Here is a 19661-nt window from a genome sequence, read left to right as displayed (position 1 = left end):
TTTGCTCAGGACCAGTCCAGGATCAGATTTTCGATTCCGAACAAATGGCCGCCATGGGCGATGGGCGCCGTACTTTCCTTGATCCGAAAGGCCGGGATGCGCGACAGCCACTCCTCCAGACCAATGACAATCTCCCGCCGGGCAAGGTTTGAGCCGAGGCAGCGGTGGGGACCGTAGCCGAACGCGGCGTGACGATTTTCCTGTCTCGCCAGATCGATCGTGTTGGGGCGTTCGAATTCCGTCGGGTCACGATTGGCGATCATCGTGGCACAGGAAACATAATCCCCCTTGCGGATGGGCGCGCCCTCGAAGTCGATATCTTTCTTCGCCACGCGGATGATCTGCACCGTTGGATAGGCGCGCAGCAATTCTTCGGCCGCGGGCGCGATCCGGTCCGGTTCGCTGCGCAGCCATTCCTGCTCTTTGAGGTTGCGCGCCAGATAGGCGAGGTCAAAGCCTAAGGCTGCTGCAACTGTGTCAGCCCCCGCGACGAACAGAAGCACGCCCACGCCACGGACTTGCTCATGGGTCAGCGGTCGGCCCTCGACCTTGGCCTGAACGACAAAGGTCATGAAATCGTCGGCCGGTTCCTTACGGCGAACGGCTGCAAGTTCGTCGATGAACGCCACAATTGTGCGGGCTGCCACCTGTCTTTTCTCATCGTCGCCGTGCAGCAGATCTTTGCCCCAGGCCACGAATGTATCGAGTCGGTGATCGGGTAGCCCAAGAAAGCTAAGAAAGATGCTGACCGTGAAAGGAACGGCAAAATCCTTCATGACGTCGCAGCTTGTGCCGGATGCGACGATCCTCTGGATCAGCGCGATCGCTCGTTCGCGAACAGCCGGTTCCAGCACCAGCACCCGCTTGGGCGAAAGCAGCGGACTAAGTAGTGAGCGGAACACGCCATGGGCCGGCGGATCGAGTTCAAGTGGGATCATCGGCCAGTTTTCGCCCAGCGCGGAGGCGAAGATGCTGCGATGGCTGGAAAAGGTTTCGGCATCCTGCAGCACCCGGCGCTGATCTTTGGCGCGAGTGATGACCCAGGTGCCCTGGCCATCGCGCGTATTGTAGGGAGAATAAAAGATCGGCGGTCCTTCGTGAACGCAAGCGACCGCTGCGTGCGGATCCCCATTGGGCGTCGGCAGCATGCCAGGCGACGTGAACAGACTGAAGTCCCTCACCATTTCGGGCGGGACATGATCTGGAACTGGGTTGGGGGCCATTTTGACTTCTCCTGAAACGTCAGGCGTTCTTCCGCTCGGTCGAGATCGCACGGCTGGTCATAAGGTCGATCAGCAGCATGTTGCACGTCCCGGCTCAGTGCCTCGAGATTTCCGTTTCGCGATGCAGCGCCTGCGCGCAAGCGCGGATGAGATTGGTTGCGAACGCATGCAGGCAGGGTGTCCACGTCGTCCTTGGTCCATAAAGCACCTCAGCCGCCTACTCGCGTTTAGCTGACAGACTGGTCAAACCCCGCTGAGCTGCGAAGCCCTGCTGATGACCACTCTGACAAGATCATCGGAGCAAGTTGCGTGCCGATTAGCGTACCGTTTGCGTTGCACCGCTTGCACCGCGTTGCGGGCTTGGCGACCCTTGGTCGCCTTGCTACATTCTTGTCCGACTTCGGACACAAGAACATGTGCGGTCAGACACGCACGGCAGCGCAAATGAAGATATCTCGATCACCGCGACGCGAGCCCGCGCGTCCCGGCCCTTGGGCACTAGCTAGAGCTGGAGGGCGGCAAAGACCTCTTCGATGCGGGTAGGGAATAGCAACAGCGCGCGATCTTAGATGCTGACAGGTGTCTTCGCAGAACGCCGCGCATGCAGGAACACAATAGAGAAATAGACTCGCGCGGTCGCTGCAGTCCCCGCTGGTGTACGGTAAGGCATCGGTCCGGCTGTCCGGAAACGGTTGGTCTTTCCCGAACCGGCGCAGAACTGCCGATTATCCAACGATACTGCAGTCTTGCCCGATCCGGGTGACCAGTCGATTGTTCCGCGCCTGTCGGCTACGCACGGCGCTCCCGCACAAGCCCAAAAAGGTCTTCGCAAAACTCGTCAGATTCACTGCCTTCGAGGGGTTGGCATGGCGCTTGCTCTTTGTCGTTAGAGCCCATCAAGGCACCAAGAAGGCAACAACGAACCATGGCTGAGACGCGAAGCTCCATACAAGCGCCCCAGGAGATCGTACCGATTCCGGGCCCACATCGGGACGCCGTCCCCTCCAGACATCGATGGTCGGTGGCTACTTTGCACATGAGTGCTTCGAGGCCGACAGGCCAAGGCATGGCGCTCGCCCAATCGCGGTTTGCCAGCCCTGCTCGGCGTGTGAGCGCCGGCGAGACGAATAGCCAACACGCAACCGATAGACCGAATGATCGGCGAGCCAGCCCTAGCCCGGTGTCGCGTCAGCCAACCGAGAAACAATGCGCCACCCTTCAATTAGAGGAGAAACATAGATGACCGTTAAAAAGAAGGTTCCCTTCGTCACCTTTCGCACGCGTGTTCGCGACAAGTCGATCGAGGGGCCAAATCCATACCGCTGGGAAGACAAGACATCCGACGACTATTTCAGCGGCAAGCGCGTCATCCTGTTCTCGCTTCCTGGTGCCTTCACCCCGACCTGCTCGACCTACCAACTGCCCAATTTCGAAGAGCTCTATGACGAGTTTCAGAAGGAGGGGATTAACGCCGTCTACTGCGTCTCCGTCAACGACGCCTTCGTCATGAATGCGTGGGCGAAGTCCTTGGGACTGGAGAAGGTCGAGCTTATCCCGGACGGCAAAGGCGAGTTCACGCGCAAGATGGGTATGCTGGTCGCCAAGGACAATCTGGGCTTCGGCATGCGCTCCTGGCGCTACGCGGCCCTGATCGAGAATGGCGTGGTGGAGAAGTGGTTCGAGGAGGAAGGCTTCTCGGACAACTGCGAGACCGACCCCTATGGCGTCTCGTCCCCGCAGAACGTTCTTGAAACGCTGAAGGCCGCCGCATGAACCTTGTGCATGTCGCCCAAAGTGCGCAGCGGGGACATGCAAAGACACAAGACTCTAAAGCGCCTCGCCTGAGGCCCTCCAGCCGCGATGCGCTTTAGAGGGGTCGACGTTTCAATGCCCAAGGGTTCCCTCGAGAGGATTCGCGCTAACCATGCAACCCACAGCAAGCCTGCTTCAGCGCCAGCAGCAATCCATGGTGGCATCGCCTCAACTCATTGAGTCGATACGCTTGCTGCAACTGGCGCATGCCGAACTGCATCAGTACGTGGAGCGGGAACTCGAGAAGAACCCGCTGTTGGAAACAGCGTCGGACGACGAGGGGCCTGTCGGCGACGCTTCCTCGAATTCGGAGAGGGATCCGCAGGTCGGCGCAGGCAACAACAACGTCGACGGTCCGCTCAGGGCCGGTTCCCCGGATCGGGTCGGGCAACGGAAATCACAGCGCAACACGACGAACGATGCGACGGGAAGTCGCCCTGCCCCCGAGGAATTTGTCGCCCTCACCGAAACCTTGCATGACCATGTCGCTCGTCAGATCGCCCTCACCGCATTTACACCGCAGGAGCGGCTGATTGCTGGCCTGCTTGCAGCTGATCTGGAAGACACTGGCTACCTCCGGGTAGACCTCTCGGATCTGGCCGGCAGCCTAAACATCCGGGAGGCTGATGTGGAACGGGTTCTCGGAACCTTGCAACAGTTTGATCCACCCGGGATTTTTGCGAGAACTCTCAGCGAATGCCTGGAAATACAGTTGCGCCAGCGAGACCGGTTCGACCCCGCGATGGCAGCTTTGGTTGCCAATCTTGACAAGCTTGCGCGACGTGATTTTCAGACCTTGAAGCAGCGTTGCGGCGTTGATGAGGACGACCTGCTCGAGATGTTGCATGAAATCCGTGCGCTCGACCCCAAGCCTGGAAACCGATTCCAATCCGGAGAGCCCCAATCCATCATACCCGACGTCTGGGTCATGCCCTCGCCCGGAGGTGGATGGCATATAGAACTTGATCCAGAGACGCTGCCCAAAGTGTTGATTAATCAGACCTATTTCGCCGAAGTCTCACGCCTGACCGCCAAAGGTTCGAAAGATCAAGCATTTCTCAACGAGTGCCTCGAAAGCGCGAACTGGCTAATCAGAAGCCTCGATCAGCGCGCCAAGACGATCCTGAAGGTTGCGGCTGAAATCGTCCGCCAGCAGGATGGCTTCTTGGAACATGGCGTCGATCACCTGCGGCCTCTCACTCTGAAGACTGTCGCTGACGCGATCAAACTGCATGAGTCGACGGTAAGTCGAGTGACGTCGAACAAATACATGCTTACGCCGCGCGGCGTGTTCGAACTGAAGTATTTTTTTACTGTCCCGATCGCCTCCTCGCAAGGCGGCGACGCGCACTCCGCCGAGGCGGTTCGTCACCGGATCAAGGCGATCATCGCGCTGGAATCGCCCAAAGACGTACTTTCTGACGAGGACATCGTTCTCCGGCTCAAGGAAACCGGTGTCGACGTCGCGCGACGCACAGTCACAAAATATCGCGAAGCGATGAACATCCCCTCCTCCGTGCAGCGGCGGCGGGAAAAGCGCTTATCGCTTAATGGCGATAAACCCTTGCCGCCTCGTACCCATGACGGTAGCGCTCCCTAAACGGAAATCGATCCCGGGCCTTATCCGCGGCTTTCGCCTTCCTCAGCGCCGAAACAATTTTCGAAATCATTGCATTGTCCGCAACTGGGCGCGGTGCACAGCGAAAAGCCTTCGGCCTCGCAGAGCTTGCGGTAAAAGTACTTTTTCCATTTCATGTTTTGGGTGTTTCCGGACGCCAGCCGCGGAAAATGCGTGGCAAGCAAGCGGCTGAGCTCGGCACGATTGAAAAGGCCAAGGTCTTGCCAGAGATGGTCGTTGCGCATGGCACGCCGTGCGATGATCTTGGCGAAACGGGCGCCCGACGGGTCTCCTGGCCGGGCATGCGCGAGCAAGAGATCGCGCAGAAGTTCTTCCTCCAGGCTCGGCTCGGGGTCGCTCGCCTCTTCCAAGGCGAAAGTGTTGATAGCAGTTGCGGGGAAATCGCGGGCCAGGACATCCTGCAACTCGGCGCGCGAAAGGCCGGTTGCCTCGGTGGCCGTCGTGCCGCCGGCCTCAACCTCCTTGAGCGCCCGCGCGAAGATGCAGGCAAGCACATGCTGGTCGAACCCCGTGCCTATCTCAGCCCACGGCCATTGGCCAGTGCCGCGGCAACCGTGGTGATGGGCAAACATGGTGCCGTTCTCCCAGTCTGTTGCGTCAGATTATGGGGCGACCTGGTCGGCCGCGACATGCGTCTGACAGTTCTTCGGGCAGACGCGAGCGCAGGCGCCGCATCCGATACAGCGGCCGGCATGGTCGACCACCATGATCATGCGATTGAGCTCGCCGTCGAAGTCATCGTCCTCGCCGTCACAGATGCCAAGGATCTCACCCTCGTCATCGACGCCGTAAAGGTGCATGACCTCGCGCGAGCAGACTTTGAAACAGCGGCCGCACCCGATGCAGGTCGTGCCGTCGATAGCGGTCAGATATTGCGGCATCCATCCGGAACCGTCGCGGGTGACGAAAGCGTTCATGGTGAATTCTCCGGCCCAGCGAGTTCTCTTGCAGCTACCGAGCACCCTTCGTGCCAGCGCGGCCGAGTAGTAAGATGAGCGCTGCGTTCCCGCCATATCAACAGCGATGAAGGCCAGGGACGTTTTATGTCGGAATCCCGAACTGGTCTCAATCGGGCTCTGACCCGGTTCAGATATTGCATCGTCTGCAGGCCATCAATCACGCGATCCAGCCGGCCGATGCGCAGGTTGTCATGCACAGACTGGACGATAGGTCCTGCTGCTTCGGGGTTTTGCGCAGCAGATTGCCGTGCTGGCTCTGTCGCGGCGCTGATGCAGCGCTTCAGGCTGCTAGCGCTGGACGCAGGCATCGTCGAGATAGCTGCTGATTTCCGCCTCGTCGTCGCCGGACGACAGCTGCATGATGCCGCCGCAGGCGGTGTCATGCAGCTGCCGGAGGCGGGCAGTTTCCCGGCCTTTCCTTGCCGACGACGTATATCATTCGAGGATACCTTTGTTGCGACCGTCCTCTGGCAGCTTGATCAAAGTATGTACGCCACTTTGCATCGATCGCGTCCTCTCGGCGGCTGCCGTGGACGGCCAGAACGCCGGACCGACTGACGGACGGAGCACCCTCCGCCAACAGCCGTTGCACGTTGCCGACAATGTGCCGCTTCAGTGAAGCGTTCGGGTCGTAGCTGGTCGAATCGCGAGCCACGAGGGGGCGCTCCTCGCCAAGCGCATAGATGATCTCGGTGACAGAGCCGCCGATCGAGGTGATCCGCAGCGGATCGGAAAAGACAGCTGCGCCCTGACTGCGCTCAGCAGGCAACGCGGCGGCCAGCAGGAGGCCGAGCATCAGCGCGAGCAGGGAGCGTAAAGGGAAGGCAACACACATGGTCGTTATCTCACGCTGCTGACGGGGGTTGGGATACGTGGCAGGTTCTCGGCCAGAAACCGCCAGTCACCGCGTTCGCGGTCGCCTTCATAGCGCTGCCCGAAGAACTGGATGATCATTCTGCCGTCGGCGCCATAGGCTTCGAGCGACGTGATATGACCGTCCCTGGTCGGCTTGCGCACGGCCCAGACTTCGCGGATGTGATGGGTTCTCAGATGCAGGTGGAAGGTCGCGTCGAGCACATTGATCCACGGGCCGATCGGCTTGACCGACTTGACCGGACCGGAATGAATCTGAATGCAACCACGATTTCCGACGAAGCACATGATCGGCATCTCGTCTTCGGCCGCGCACTGGAACATGGCGCCAATGGCAGCATTGTCGAGCAGCCAGGCGTATTCCTGGCCGACCATCCGCATCGCCTCGCAGCGGCTGAGCTTCAGCGTCTTCAGCATATCGAAGAACTGATGCACGTCGGTCAGCCGACTCCAGTGGTCGCGTAGATCCTCGACCGTGGCGGCTTGGTCCGGAATCTCAGCATCGTCAGCTTCGCTCGCCTTAGCCGACACGATCGGCTCCTGGTTTGAGGATTCGAGCTGCGCCACCAGCTTCTGATAGGCATAGAGGTTGGAGGCCGGCCTGACGTGCACCTTGTGCACCGCCTTGCCGTCGGCATCGAAGAATTGCAGGCTGCGGTGGATGTCGCCGCCATCGCGCTTTTCGACGGCAAAACCGTGCTCCCACACCTTCGGGAAGATGCGCAGGTTGATCTCATCGCCAAGCACCATGGCATGGTGGTTGCCGGTTACCACCTTGTCGTAGATGCCGATCTTCTCGTGCACGGCGCTTTCATTGCGGGTCTGCGCCATCACCTCGCCAACCGCTTCGAGGCCGGTCAACAGGTCGTTGACGCGCGGCTCGATGCGAACCGCGTCGAAACCACAATCGGCTGCAACCAGTTCGGCTTCCGAAATCCCCAATTGGGCGGCGAGATCGGGCTCGCGGATTTTCGGACTGTCTTTGCGTGCACGCCGGATTTGCTCGGGCGAGGGCTTCTCGCGCTGCTCCATGTCCTATCCCCTGCTTCCACATACGTTTTGATCATCGATGCCATGCCGGAGACGGGGCGCGCCTTGATGCTCGACCCGGTCTTGTGCTCGCCGAGAACAGAGTGTTGCTGGAGAGCCGTCCGGCACCCCTCGAAACGCGCGCGCGTACCAACTGAACTGCGGACGATGGCCGACAGGCACATGCCGGTCCCATCTCACTTCAGTCGACGGCCACTAGCCGGTGGTGAGCGATTGTGGATGCCGACGCCAATTGGCCGATCAGGGGTTCGGATTCTACGGACGGTGCTTAATTCCCATTGAAGGCGGAGCTGGTTCGGACCTGACATGTTGCTTTCCTTCCTGGCATCGATCACGAGGCTACCCAAGAGATGAATATCCGTCGACCAGTCTTGGGCCTCGCCGAAAGGGCAGGTTCAAAAGTCGTGCCAATTGCGCGGAAGCAGGCGCAGGACGGATCTTCGGCATGCTCGTCAATGGCTTACGTGCAAGCGCAGCCGGATCTGAAGCCGAACATCGCTGTGTGCCTTACTCGACACACCTGACGGGGACCTGTCGGTTACCCGACGTCGTCCCAACGATGGCACGCGAGATTCACGGCAGAGTCAGGGATATCGCACTGTTTGAAGCGGTTTTTTCCTTTGGCACGGTCCATGCATGATGATCCGCAGTACGTCACGGACTGAGGAGAGATCGAACCATGATTACGCTCACCGACAACGCCGTTGCCGCCGTCAAGGCCGCACTTTCCCGCGCCAGCGAGCCGGTTGAAGGCTTTCGCATCATGGTCCAGGCCGGCGGTTGCGCCGGCTTCCAATACCTGATGGGCCTGGAGAGCGTCGAGCGCGAAGGCGATGCCATTATAACGGCGGATGGGGTCAAGGTGTTCGTGGACGTAGGCTCCCAACCCCACGTCGCCGGTATGACCGTCGACTTCGTTACGGAGATCGAATCCTCCGGTTTTGTCTTCGATAATCCCAACGCGCGGGACAAGTGTGGCTGCGGCAAGTCCTTCGGCTGATCGCCCCAGAGAAGGAAAAGAGGCATGTTGGACTATAGCGACAAGGTCAAGGGATGCTTTTTCGTCCCGAAGAATGCCGGCATTCTGGAAACAGCCACTGCACTGTGTAAGGTCAAAGCCATTTACAAACTGACGGGCACCGGCAGCGGCGGCCGGTTCGCCGTCAGCATCAACCACGTGTGCCAGAAGCTCAATGCGACGTGGCTCGCGCTTCGCATCATTCCGATCGACTGTGGATCGTGCGCATGAGGACTGTCTATCTCGACAACAACGCAACGACGCGGGTCGACCCTGATGTCGTTCGAACGATGCTGCCGTTCTTTTCGGAGCAATTTGGCAACCCTTCGTCGATGCACAGTCTTGGCGCCTCGGTCGGTGCAGCGGTTGGAAAGGCGCGTCGGCAGGTACAAGCGCTGATCGGCGCGGAGTTCGACGATGAGGTCATCTTCACCTCTGGCGGGACGGAAAGCGACAATGCCGCGATTCTTTCGGCGCTCGAAGTGATGCCCAATCGAGCAGAGATCGTGACTTCTGCCGTCGAGCATCCGGCCGTGCTGACGCTGTGTGCACACCTTGAGAGGACGCGCGGCGTCAAGGTGCACACAATCCCCGTGGATCGCCGTGGCCGGCTCGACCTGGACGCTTACAGGGTCGCCCTCACGCCAAAAGTCGCAATCGTCTCGATCATGTGGGCGAACAATGAGACTGGTACGATCTTTCCAGTGGCCGAGCTTGCCGACTTGGCCAAGGAAGTCGGCGCCCTTTTCCATACCGATGCCGTGCAGACGGTGGGCAGACTCCCGATAGAGCTGAAATCGACGGCAGTCGACATGCTGTCGCTCTCCGGCCACAAGCTGTATGGGCCGAAAGGGATCGGCGCGCTTTATGTAAGGCGCGGCGTGGCCTTCTGCTCATTGATCAAGGGGGGGCACCAAGAGCGCGACCGGCGCGCGGGCACCGAGAACACGCCGGGCATCGTCGGGCTGGGGATGGCGGCCGAACTTGCCTTGAAATTCATGGAGGACGAGGCTACGCGGGTAAAGTCGCTCCGCGACCGCCTCGAGGACGGGATCCTCCAGCATATCCCAAACAGCTTCGTCGCTGGCGATTCGCTTGAACGGTTGCCGAACACCGCTAACATTGCCTTCCAAGATATCGAAGGCGATGCAATCCCACTTCTTCTCGGCCGCCTCGGCATCGCCTGTTCCTCCGGCTCTGCCTGCACCTCTGGATCGCTGGAGCCGAGCCATGTCTTGCGGGCGATGAAAATGCCATACGCAACAGTCCGCTTCTCCTTCGGGCGCCAGAATGGCGAAGCGGACGTCGATCGGGTGCTCGAGGTCGTGCCCGCAATCGTGGAAAGGCTGCGTGGGCCCGGCAGGCGAAGCGCTGAAGACCGTCAATCCGGTCTATGCCTGGGCAGCACGAGAACCGGCAGCTCATGAACCGTCGGATCTTTCTCAGCGATACGACATTGCGCGATGGTGAGCAGGCACCCGGCGTCGCCTTCACGACAGGCGGAAAAGCTGGAGCTTGCCGATTCTCTCGCCGCAGCCGGCGTCCCAGAAATCGAGATCGGCACGCCCGTCATGGGCGCCGACGAGATCGAAGCAATTCGCGCCGCGGTTGCGCGGAGTCTCCCGGTTCGGCTAACGGCATGGTGCCGGATAACGTCGCAGGATCTCGATGCAGCGATCGAGAGCGGCGTCTCCGCCATCGATCTGTCGCTGCCTGCATCGGACATCCAACTCGCCACAAAGCTAGGTCTCGATCATGCAGGAGCGCTTCAGGTCATCGAGTATATGGTCGGACGCGCAGCCGCCGGCGGTTTCTTCGTCGCCGTGGGCTGCGAGGATGCCTCGCGGGCCGATCGGGATCATCTCGCTCGCGTTGTCGAAACAGCCGCGCGCGCCGGCGCCAGCCGTGTCAGGCTGGCCGACACAGTCGGCGTTCTCGATCCGTTTTCGATTTTCGAACTGTCGCCCAGGTCGCGGCGCAGTCTCCTATCGATATAGAATTTCATGGGCACAACGATCTCGGCCTCGCTGCCGCCAACACGCTGGCCGCGATACGCGCCGGCGCGCGCCATGCCTCCGTCACCGTTCTCGGGCTCGGCGAGCGCGTCGGCAATGCCGCGCTGGAAGAGGTGGCTACCGCGATGGCGGTCCTCGGCGGCCCAGACACGGGCCTAGAGCTGGCCGCATTGCCCGCCTTGGCGGCCCAGGTGACGCAGGTCGCCCGGCGGACGACAGCAGCCATCAAGCCGGTTGTCGGCGCCGATGTTTTCACTCACGAATCCGGCATTCACGTCGCCGGGATGCTGAAGGACCCGCGTACCTATCAGGGACTGGATCCGGCTCTCGTGGGCCGCTGCCGGCGTATCGTCATCGGTAAGCATTCCGGCGCCACCGCGATTGCTCATGTGCTGGGCGAAAGCGGCCGCGATCTCGACCCGGATCTGGCAGCCGCGATGGTTGCCCGTGTCCGCCGCATGGCAGCCGAGATCAAATCGACCGTCACCGCAGCTCAACTGGTCGAGCCCTACGATAGACTGCGCAGCGAGACGGCTGGCCGAAGCCTTGCATTCCACTGAGGCGGACGATGTCGTTTTTCCTCGCCATCCGTTCCGCCAGGATAGCAGCCGCGGCTTGCGGCGCAAAAAGCCGCTCCGCCATCGCACACAATTTCCGACCTTGGAGAATGCAATGAGTTGTTCCGCTGACGGCCGTCCCTTCGATCTCACGGATATCCTCGCGCGGCTGAAAGGCCTGTCGGCTGCGGAGGAGTTCTTCGCCATCCTTGGCGTTTCCTATGACCCCAAGGTGCTCAATGTCTCGCGGCTCCATATCATGAGGCGGATGGGCCAATACCTTGCGAGCGAAGATCTCTCCGAACTGCCCGACTCGGTGATCGCTGCGCGGGTCCGCGGCACGCTGGAGCGCGCCTACCAGGACTTCGCGATTTCCTCGCCGCTCACGCACAGGGTGTTCAAGGTGCTCAAAGACCACGATCCGGACAAACCTGCTACGCCGGGCCGCACCTTCGTCCCGTTCGAGTCCATGCTGAAACGGTTCGGGAAGGAATGAGCGCGACACGGATGCGACGCAACAATGTCGCCAAGTCGACAAATGGGGGTCATCACGACGAAGCCTTCAGAAGCAACCAACCGAATTTCCGGCAAGAGCGGCGCGCAAATGATTGGCATGAATGATGCGCGAAGGAGACGACCGCAAAGCCCGCATCCGGACAGGAGCCTAGAGAAACCGCCAATGCACATCGTAATCTGCATCAAGCAGGTGCCGGACTCGGCACAGATACGCGTCCATCCGGTGACGAATACGATCATGCGTCAGGGTGTGCCGACCATCATCAACCCATACGACCTGTTCGCCCTCGAAGAAGCGCTCAGGCTACGCGACGCTTATGGCGGCGAGGTCACAGTGCTCAGTATGGGTCCGCCAATGGCAGAGAACGCGCTGCGCAAGGCGCTCAGTTATGGGGCCGACCGCGCGGTGCTCTTGACCGACCGCTATTTTGCCGGCTCCGACACGTTGGCGACCTCCTTCGCTCTTTCCCAAGCAATCGCCAAGGTTGGCGAGACGTTCGGCACGCCAGACATCGTCTTCACCGGCAAGCAGACGATCGATGGTGACACCGCCCAGGTCGGACCCGGCATCGCCAAGCGCCTCGGTCTCTTGCAACTCACCTATGTCGCGAAGATCGCCTCCATTGATCTCGCTGCGCGCGAGATCAATGTCGAGCGCCGCTGCGAAGGCGGCATGCAGTTGCTTAAGAGCAGACTTCCTTGCCTTGTCGCCATGCTGGAAGGCACCAACGAGATCCGCCGGGGTTCGCTTCAGGACGCCCTGTGCGCAGCGCGCAGCCAAGTCGTGAAGTGGAGTGCGGCCGAGGCCGGCATTGAGGACCTCACCAGATGCGGCCTGCGCGGCTCGCCGACGGTCGTCAAGCGTGTTTTCGCCCCGACCCCACGGGCGGAAAAGGCGGAGCGTATCGAAACCGCGGAGAAGACGCCGCGCGATCTCGCTGACGAACTCGTCGCCGCACTCTTCACCCGGCAGCCGGAATTGGCACACGAACTCGCCTTCAACAACGACGCGTGAGGGCAAGGAGCAGACGATGTCGACCCCGAACCGAGAAACCCCTCGCCCTGCCGCCGGCCGTGCCGGCATAAAGAAGGAACTGCCTGACCGTTTCAAGGACCATCGGCATGTCTGGGTTTTCATTGAGCTCGAACGCGGCCAGGTTCATCCCGTATCCGTGGAACTGCTCGGCGAAGGCCGCAAGCTGGCAGACAAGCTTGGCGTCCAGCTTGCGGGCGTCGTGCTCGGACCGCCTGAAGAAGCCACCCGCAACGCCGTTGCCGAGGCCTTCGCTTATGGAGCCGACATGGTCTACCTCGTCGAGGCACCGTTGCTGGCCGACTATCGGAACGAGCCTTTCGCCAAGGCGATGACGGATCTGGTCGATACCCACAAACCGGAGATCCTTCTGCTGGGCGCGACCACGCTCGGCAGGGATCTTGCCGGCTCCGTGGCGACGACTTTACATACGGGGCTCACGGCCGACTGCACCGAACTGGACGTGGATACAGACGGATCGCTCGCCGCGACCCGTCCGACTTTCGGCGGTTCCTTGCTATGCACGATCTATACGCTCAATTGCCGGCCGCAGATGGCGACAGTGCGTCCCAGGGTCATGCCCATGCCGCAGCGCGCCGAAAGGCCGGTAGGTCGTGTCATCGAGCACAAGCTGTGGTTAGCCGAGGATGAGATCGTCACCAAGGTCCTCGGGTTCCTGCCGGATAGCCAGTCGGCAAAGGCAAATCTCGCCTATGCCGATGTCGTGGTTGCGGGAGGCCTTGGTCTCGGCGGCGCGGAGAATCTGCAGCTTGTGAAGAATCTCGCGCGCGCGATCGGCGCCGAACATGGCTGTTCGCGCCCGCTGGTCCAGAAGGGCTGGATGCCGGCTGATCGGCAGATCGGCCAAACCGGCAAGACCATCCGGCCGAAGCTTTACATCGCGGCCGGGATTTCCGGCGCCATCCAGCATCGCGTTGGCGTCGAGGGCGCCGATCTCATTGTCGCCATCAACACCGATCCGAACGCGCCGATTTTCGATTTTGCCCACCTTGGAATCGTCACTGATGCGATCCGCTTCCTGCCCGCACTGACGGAAGCCTTCACCCGGCGGCTGTCGCCGCATAGTCGCGACAAGCTAGCGAGTTAAGGAAGATGGACATGATCGAGGAAGAATTCGACGCCATTGTCATCGGGGCCGGCATGTCCGGTAACGCGGCTGCTTACACCATGGCAAGCCACGGCCTGAAGGTGCTGCAGTTGGAGCGCGGCGAATATCCGGGTTCCAAGAATGTCCAGGGTGCCATCATGTACGCGAACATGCTGGAGAAGATCATCCCGGACTTCCGGGACGATGCGCCTCTCGAGCGGCATCTGGTCGAACAGCGGCTTTGGGTGATGGACGACACCTCCCACACCGGGATTCACCACCGGTCGGACCACTTCAATGAGGCGAAGCCGAACCGCTATACGATCATCCGCGCACAGTTCGATAAATGGTTTTCGCGCAAGGTGCGCGAGGCTGGCGCGACGGTTCTTTGTGAGACGACCGTGACGGAGCTCGTCCGAGATGGCAGGGATAGGGTGATCGGCGTCCGCACAGATCGGAGCGGCGGAATAATAGGCGCGGACGTGGTCGTTCTCGCAGAAGGTGTGTGCGGGCTGCTTGGCACCCGGGCCGGCCTGCGATCGATGCCCAAACCAGAAACCGTGGCGCTCGCCGTCAAGGAGATGCATTTCCTGCCCGAAGAGGTCATCGAGCAGCGGTTCGGCCTCAACGGCGATGAAGGCTGTGTGATCGAGGCGGTGGGCACGATCTCCCACGGCATGGCCGGGCTCGGCTTCCTCTATACCAACAAGGAGTCAATCTCATTGGGCGTCGGCTGCCTCGTTTCCGATTTCGCCGCAGCGATGGAGAGCCCTTACGCTCTCCTTGACGCCTTCAAAAACCATCCTTCGATCCGGCCGCTGATCGCCGGCTCCGAGGTCAAAGAATATGCCGCGCATCTCATTCCCGAAGGTGGCTACAAGGCGATTCCGCAGCTCTTTGGCGACGGCTGGGTGGTGGTCGGCGATGCCGCGCAGTTGAACAACGCCATCCATCGCGAGGGTTCGAACCTCGCCATGACCTCCGGCCGTATCGCGGCTGAGGCAATCGTTCAGCTCAAGAGGCGCAGTCATCCAATGACTAAACGGAACCTATCTCTTTACAAGATCATGCTTGACAATTCATTCGTGGTCAAAGATCTGCGCAAATACAAGGACATGCCAGCCTTGCTTCATACCAATTCGTGCAATTTCTTCACCACATATCCGCAATTGCTGTCCAAGGCCGCGCAGAACTTCCTGCGCGTCGACGGCACCCCTAAGATCGACAAGGAAAAAGCGACCACGGCCGCCTTCGTCAAGGCTCGTTCGCGCTGGGGGCTGGTCAGCGACGCGGTCCGCCTAGCATGCGCGTGGCGCTGAGGGAGAGATGACGATGGCAGTGACCAAGTTACGCGTCGAGGACAAGCTTTACCACAACCGCTACTTGGTCGATCCTGGCCGCCCGCATATCAAAGTGCGACCGCACGAGAAGCCGAGCCCGAACCTTCTCGCCCTGACCCGCGTGTGCCCGGCCAAATGCTATGAGTTGAACGACGCAGGCCAAGTGGAGATCACCCCCGATGGCTGCATGGAGTGCGGCACCTGCCGGATTTTGTGCGAGGCCAGCGGTGAGATCGAGTGGAACTATCCGCGCGGCGGCTTCGGTGTCCTCTTCAAGTTCGGATGATCGGCGGCGCCCGCACTGTTCAAATGAATACTGGAGTTCAAACGACCAAGGCGCGCTTGGGAGGAGTATCCTGGATAACCGCTGAGGTGTTTCGATGGCCCATATGCTGCGGGATCGGTTCGATGAAGGAGGTCCTCCGGACATCGGGCCGGAACCGGCCCTCAAAACCATGCACAAAGCCGATCTCTCACTCAGGGAATTTATGAGATATCGAAGGTTCTGACTGCGCCAGCTCCGCTGGAGATTACGCTCGCCAACGTTGTGAAGGTCCTCCCGTCCTTTCTGCAAATGCGCCACGCAGCAGTGGTTGTCCTGGACACTGCTGTGCGCGAGCTGGAAAACTGCGTGCAATGGACGGCTACACTTGCTCGGTCATGGACAATACTTCGTCGGACTTCGCCTGCACGAATAGTCAATGCCTTTCTTCGCTCCTGTGGAAAGCAGCCGAGAGTTCGCATGGCGCCAATGCAATCGACGGGCTGTCACGCAGCAACATTTTGCCGGCTGGATCAGGGCTGCTGGCCAGCCGCATCGGCACTCCACACGACAAGGTATCGTCCCTGCTTGCCCAGCGACAGCCCTGCGTCTGACAGAGCGCGACCGGCTGATCGACACTATGGAGAAGGTGGGCTGGGTTCAGGCAAAGGCCGCCCGTATCCTCGACCTCACGCCGCGGCAAATCGGCTACGCTCTGCGCCGGTATGGCATCAAGGTGAAGAAATTCCAGAGATCAGATGACCTGCAATGGCGGGCTGCATCAGCGCTGCTGAACTGTGGCTCAGACACGCTTGCCTTCGCGGCCCCGATCCGCTTGTCCGCCTGTCGGAATGCCGACAAAACGCTGTCCGAACAAAACGACAGAATTCGACACGGAAAGCCAATTCGTGAATTAAAACCGATCTTTGAGCTGGCATGGCTCTTGCGCTTCCAGCTGCGACGTCCACCAGCAACGGAGCCGTTCGATGCCCGCACCGATCGTTTCGCTTGAGGCCCTGACCAGCACGACGACTTTCGACCAATTGCTGGCGACGGCGAAATCGGCTGGCTGCACATCGCCATCCTGCGGCTCGTCGGAGAAGCCAGACGACTTGGATCCGGTTGTCTGGGAGAGAATCAAGGATCATCCCTGCTTTTCAGAAGAAGCCCACCATTATTTTGCGCGCATGCACGTTGCGGTCGCGCCGGCTTGCAATGTCCAGTGCAACTATTGCAATCGCAAATATGACTGCGCCAACGAAAGCCGGCCCGGAGTCGTCTCGGAAAAGCTCACTCCCGACCAGGCGCTACGCAAGGTGATCGCGGTTGCCAACGAAGTGCCGCAGCTTTCGGTACTCGGCATCGCCGGACCGGGCGACGCCTGTTACGACTGGAAGAAGACAAAGGCAACGTTCGAGCGAGTCGCCAGAGAGATCCCCGACGTCAAGCTGTGCATATCGACCAATGGACTCGCGCTACCGGATCGCGTCGCCGAGCTTGCCGACATGAATGTCGATCACGTGACGATCACCATCAACATGGTCGATCCGGAAGTCGGTGCAAAGATCTATCCTTGGATCTTTCACGGCCACCGCCGATACACCGGCATCGAAGCCGCCCGGATCCTGCACGAGCGGCAGATGCTGGGTCTGGAAATGCTGAGCGCGCGCGGCATCCTGACCAAGATCAACTCGGTGGTGATCCCCGCCGTCAACGACGAGCATCTGATCGAGGTAAATAAATGGGTCAAGGAGCGCGGGGCGTTCCTGCACAATGTCATGCCCCTGATTTCCGACCCCGCGCACGGTACGCACTACGGCCTGACCGGGCAACGCGGCCCCAATGCAACGGAGCTCAAGGCCCTCCAGGATCGTCTCGAAGGCGGCGCCAAGTTGATGCGCCATTGCCGGCAATGCCGGGCCGATGCCGTCGGCCTGATCGGCGAGGATGATGGCCAGGAATTCACACTCGACCGAATTCCCACCGAGGTCACCTACGACGCCAGCAAGCGCGAGGCCTATCGCGAGGTGGTCGCGCACGAGCGCCGCGATCACATGGCGGCCAGAAGCAAGGCGATCGGAATGCTCAAGGCAGCAGGTTCCGGCAAGTCCCTTCTTGTGGCAGTTGCGACCAAGGGCGGCGGCCGTGTCAACGATCATTTCGGCCATGCGAAGGAATTCCAGATTTATGAAGCCTCGCCGCGCGGGATCACCTTCGTCGGGCATCGCAAGGTCGAGCAGTATTGCCTCGGCGGCTGGGGCGAAAAAGGCACCCTCGCAGCAATCATCGCTGCTCTGGGGGGCATAGACATCGTGCTGTGCGCCAAGATCGGAGATTGTCCAAAGGATCAACTCGCGGAAGCTGGAATCCGAGCGAGCGACGCTTACGGGCATGACTACATCGAGACGGCAATCAGCGCGCTTTACGCCGCCGAGCTTAGCGTCCAACCGCTGGCGGCGACGGCCTGAGCCGTCTCATTCCCAACCGAACCAGGAGTTACAATGAGTTTTAAGATCATCGCATCCCAATGCACTCAATGCGGCGCTTGCGAGTTCGAATGTCCCTCAGGCGCGATCGAATTCAAGGGCGAGAGCTACGTGATCGAGCGGGACAAGTGCACCGAATGCGAGGGGGCCTTCGATACGCAGCAATGCGCCTCGGTGTGCCCTATGCCGAAGACCTGCGTTCCTGCTTGATATCCGGTGGCCTGAAACGCCTTTATCAACAAACTGACACCTCAAGAAGGAAGGAACGGCCATGGGGCTCGGACGCGAACAGGAGGTCGAAATCCACCAACCTCCACGATTTGAGCCGGGTGAGCGGGTCCGTGCCACGCGCCACATAAAGAATGACGGCACCTTTCCTGGCAGGCAGATCGGCGAAAACCTCGTGCGGAAGGGCGACGAGGGCTATGTGCGCGATGTTGGCACCTTTCTCCAGCAGTTCTTCATCTACGCGGTCGAGTGGATCGATCGTGGCACGGTGGTCGGCATGCGAGCGCGTGAACTGATGAGCCTCGACAAGGTCGAGGCTCCGAGCAGGACCGACAGCACTGTGAATGAAGGAACGGCCAGATGAAAGTAATGATCCGCAGGACCGGCGCTGGCTTGTCGGCGTATATCCCCAAGAAGGATCTCGAAGAGCCGATCGTCAAACTCGAGAAGGAAGCGTTGTGGGGCGGGGCCGTGACGCTCAAAAACGGCTGGCGATTCGTTTTACCCGACCTTCCACGCGATACGCCTTTGCCGATCACCGTCGAGGCAAGGAAGATCTCCGACGAGGACTAATGCCGCGGATTGATAGAGAGCGCGACCAGAGGAAGCGAGCATGAACACGATCCCACCCTCGAGGCACCTCGTCATTGTCCGGGACAGCTTTGCCGAAAAGCTGCTTGAGCTTGCGAAGCAAGCGCTAGCCGCCGATCAGGTGATCCCGTATCTCGGTCCGGGCCTTCTCCGGCTGAGCTCCGCGGAGCCGACTGTACCGTTTACCTCGGAAGCCGTCGCCGCGGCGCTCAACACGAGGATGCCAGCACCTTCCAAGATCCGCACCAATATGTGGTCGGTCGCGCAGTTTATTGAACAGCGCCGGCACCGCCGCACACTTCAAACATGGATGGCCGAGATCTTCGCAGCGCCGGCGGCGCCGACTGTCCTCCACGCCTGGCTCGCAACGCTGCCGCTCTCCCTCATCATCGACAGCTGGTACGACGGCGCCATGCGGGCGGCCCTCGCAGATGCCGGCCGAACGGACGTCGTCGAGATACAAGGCGTAACTCGGGCGAACGAATTCGGTGACATTTGGACGAAAACGTATGATTTGTCCGGCAACGAACTCGAATCCGGATCGGTGGCAAAGACGGTCCTCTATACACCTCACGGCAGCATTAGGCCGGCGGCAAATTTCCTAGTGGCGGATTCCGACTATGTCGAAGTCCTTACCGAAATCGATATTCAGACCCCGATCCCAGACGCGGTGAAGGAACGGCGCAACGATCGGGGTCTTTTCTTTTTCGGCTGCCGCTTCAATGATCAGATGCTGCGCACCTATGCCAGGCAGATCTTGAAGCGCTCCATAGGCCCACATTGCACGGTAATGGATGCGCAAACGCTGACCAGAAACGAAGCCCGTTTTCTGGCGGCAAGCGGAATCACGGTGATCGATATGTCAGCAAGCGAAGCGGTGGCTCGGCTTGTCGGAGCGCGCACTGCAGCAGATGGCCAGGATCAACTTCGCGGACGCCTTTGATATGGAAA

At 60.4% G+C, this 19661-nt stretch carries 20 protein-coding genes and 2 pseudogenes; 17 read left to right on the top strand and 5 right to left on the bottom strand.

Annotated elements, in window-relative coordinates; genetic code table 11:
- Nucleotides 1-5: 5 nt before the first annotated feature.
- Nucleotides 6-1223 carry a cytochrome P450 gene (locus tag AC07FD_RS00465; RefSeq protein WP_478348203.1) on the bottom strand — a complete coding sequence of 406 codons (1218 nt, stop codon included), beginning with the start codon at nt 1221-1223 and terminating at the stop codon, nt 6-8.
- A gap of 1239 nt (nt 1224-2462) precedes the next feature.
- On the opposite strand from AC07FD_RS00465, the gene AC07FD_RS00460 reads away from it, so the two are divergent.
- Nucleotides 2463-2996, top strand: a complete 534-nt coding sequence (locus tag AC07FD_RS00460; RefSeq protein WP_095082048.1) for a peroxiredoxin — start codon at nt 2463-2465, stop codon at nt 2994-2996.
- 151 nt (nt 2997-3147) lie between these two features.
- Entirely contained in the window at nt 3148-4635 is a 1488-nt protein-coding gene (gene rpoN / locus AC07FD_RS00455; protein WP_478348202.1) for an RNA polymerase factor sigma-54, read from the top strand.
- Between the two features lie 20 nt (nt 4636-4655).
- Here the strand turns inward: rpoN and AC07FD_RS00450 are convergent, their stop codons facing one another.
- The 4 genes from AC07FD_RS00450 to AC07FD_RS00435 form a co-directional block, all read right to left on the bottom strand.
- Nucleotides 4656-5246 carry a nitrogen fixation protein NifQ gene (locus AC07FD_RS00450; protein WP_095082052.1) on the bottom strand — a complete coding sequence of 197 codons (591 nt, stop codon included), beginning with the start codon at nt 5244-5246 and terminating at the stop codon, nt 4656-4658.
- Between the two features lie 30 nt (nt 5247-5276).
- Nucleotides 5277-5591 carry a ferredoxin III, nif-specific gene (gene fdxB / locus AC07FD_RS00445; protein WP_095082054.1) on the bottom strand — a complete coding sequence of 105 codons (315 nt, stop codon included), beginning with the start codon at nt 5589-5591 and terminating at the stop codon, nt 5277-5279.
- A gap of 421 nt (nt 5592-6012) precedes the next feature.
- Nucleotides 6013-6468, bottom strand: coding sequence for a TroA family protein (locus tag AC07FD_RS00440; protein ID WP_379100465.1), 456 nt, complete (start codon nt 6466-6468; stop codon nt 6013-6015).
- Nucleotides 6469-6473: 5 nt separating this feature from the next.
- Nucleotides 6474-7538, bottom strand: a complete 1065-nt coding sequence (locus AC07FD_RS00435; protein WP_095082058.1) for a hemin-degrading factor — start codon at nt 7536-7538, stop codon at nt 6474-6476.
- Between the two features lie 697 nt (nt 7539-8235).
- On the opposite strand from AC07FD_RS00435, the gene AC07FD_RS00430 reads away from it, so the two are divergent.
- From AC07FD_RS00430 to AC07FD_RS00360, 15 genes and pseudogenes are all read left to right on the top strand, one after another.
- Nucleotides 8236-8556, top strand: coding sequence for an iron-sulfur cluster assembly accessory protein (locus AC07FD_RS00430; protein WP_095082060.1), 321 nt, complete (start codon nt 8236-8238; stop codon nt 8554-8556).
- 24 nt (nt 8557-8580) lie between these two features.
- The gene (locus AC07FD_RS00425) at nt 8581-8805 is read left to right on the top strand and encodes a hypothetical protein (RefSeq protein WP_478348201.1); all 225 of its coding nucleotides are present in this window, start codon (nt 8581-8583) and stop codon (nt 8803-8805) included.
- Nucleotides 8802-10001, top strand: coding sequence for a cysteine desulfurase NifS (gene nifS / locus AC07FD_RS00420; RefSeq protein ID WP_095082066.1), 1200 nt, complete (start codon nt 8802-8804; stop codon nt 9999-10001). The genes AC07FD_RS00425 and nifS overlap by 4 nt, the downstream gene beginning before the upstream one ends.
- A pseudogene (locus AC07FD_RS00415) lies at nt 9998-11149 on the top strand (homocitrate synthase/isopropylmalate synthase family protein). Before nifS ends, AC07FD_RS00415 begins: the two are co-directional and overlap by 4 nt.
- 112 nt (nt 11150-11261) lie before the next feature.
- On the top strand, nt 11262-11642 hold the full coding sequence (gene nifW, locus AC07FD_RS00410) for a nitrogenase stabilizing/protective protein NifW (RefSeq protein WP_095082068.1): 381 nt from the start codon (nt 11262-11264) through the stop codon (nt 11640-11642).
- Between the two features lie 183 nt (nt 11643-11825).
- Nucleotides 11826-12677, top strand: coding sequence for an electron transfer flavoprotein subunit beta/FixA family protein (locus tag AC07FD_RS00405; RefSeq protein ID WP_095082070.1), 852 nt, complete (start codon nt 11826-11828; stop codon nt 12675-12677).
- 16 nt (nt 12678-12693) lie between these two features.
- Nucleotides 12694-13803 (top strand): electron transfer flavoprotein subunit alpha/FixB family protein, encoded by a 1110-nt coding sequence (locus AC07FD_RS00400; protein WP_378921980.1) that lies wholly within the window; start codon nt 12694-12696, stop codon nt 13801-13803.
- Nucleotides 13804-13814: 11 nt separating this feature from the next.
- Nucleotides 13815-15122, top strand: a complete 1308-nt coding sequence (locus AC07FD_RS00395) for an FAD-binding protein (RefSeq protein ID WP_095084245.1) — start codon at nt 13815-13817, stop codon at nt 15120-15122.
- A gap of 7 nt (nt 15123-15129) precedes the next feature.
- Complete coding sequence (locus AC07FD_RS00390; RefSeq protein WP_095082074.1) at nt 15130-15429, top strand: ferredoxin family protein; 300 nt, start codon at nt 15130-15132, stop codon at nt 15427-15429.
- A gap of 324 nt (nt 15430-15753) precedes the next feature.
- Nucleotides 15754-16153 (top strand): annotated as a pseudogene (locus tag AC07FD_RS00385) (helix-turn-helix domain-containing protein); the annotation flags it as partial.
- Between the two features lie 238 nt (nt 16154-16391).
- Complete coding sequence (gene nifB / locus AC07FD_RS00380) at nt 16392-17873, top strand: nitrogenase cofactor biosynthesis protein NifB (RefSeq protein ID WP_095082076.1); 1482 nt, start codon at nt 16392-16394, stop codon at nt 17871-17873.
- A gap of 33 nt (nt 17874-17906) precedes the next feature.
- Entirely contained in the window at nt 17907-18101 is a 195-nt protein-coding gene (locus tag AC07FD_RS00375; protein WP_095082078.1) for a 4Fe-4S dicluster domain-containing protein, read from the top strand.
- Between the two features lie 61 nt (nt 18102-18162).
- Entirely contained in the window at nt 18163-18483 is a 321-nt protein-coding gene (locus tag AC07FD_RS00370; protein ID WP_095082080.1) for a nitrogen fixation protein NifZ, read from the top strand.
- Nucleotides 18480-18692 carry a putative nitrogen fixation protein NifT gene (gene nifT, locus AC07FD_RS00365; protein WP_095082082.1) on the top strand — a complete coding sequence of 71 codons (213 nt, stop codon included), beginning with the start codon at nt 18480-18482 and terminating at the stop codon, nt 18690-18692. The genes AC07FD_RS00370 and nifT overlap by 4 nt, the downstream gene beginning before the upstream one ends.
- 40 nt (nt 18693-18732) lie before the next feature.
- The gene (locus tag AC07FD_RS00360; protein ID WP_095082084.1) at nt 18733-19653 is read left to right on the top strand and encodes an SIR2 family NAD-dependent protein deacylase; all 921 of its coding nucleotides are present in this window, start codon (nt 18733-18735) and stop codon (nt 19651-19653) included.
- Nucleotides 19654-19661 lie beyond the last annotated feature (8 nt).

Source organism: Mesorhizobium waitakense (assembly GCF_056431085.1).
The sequence above is the reverse complement of the archived record's forward strand: the minus strand, read 5'-3'. Positions and strand labels throughout refer to the sequence as shown.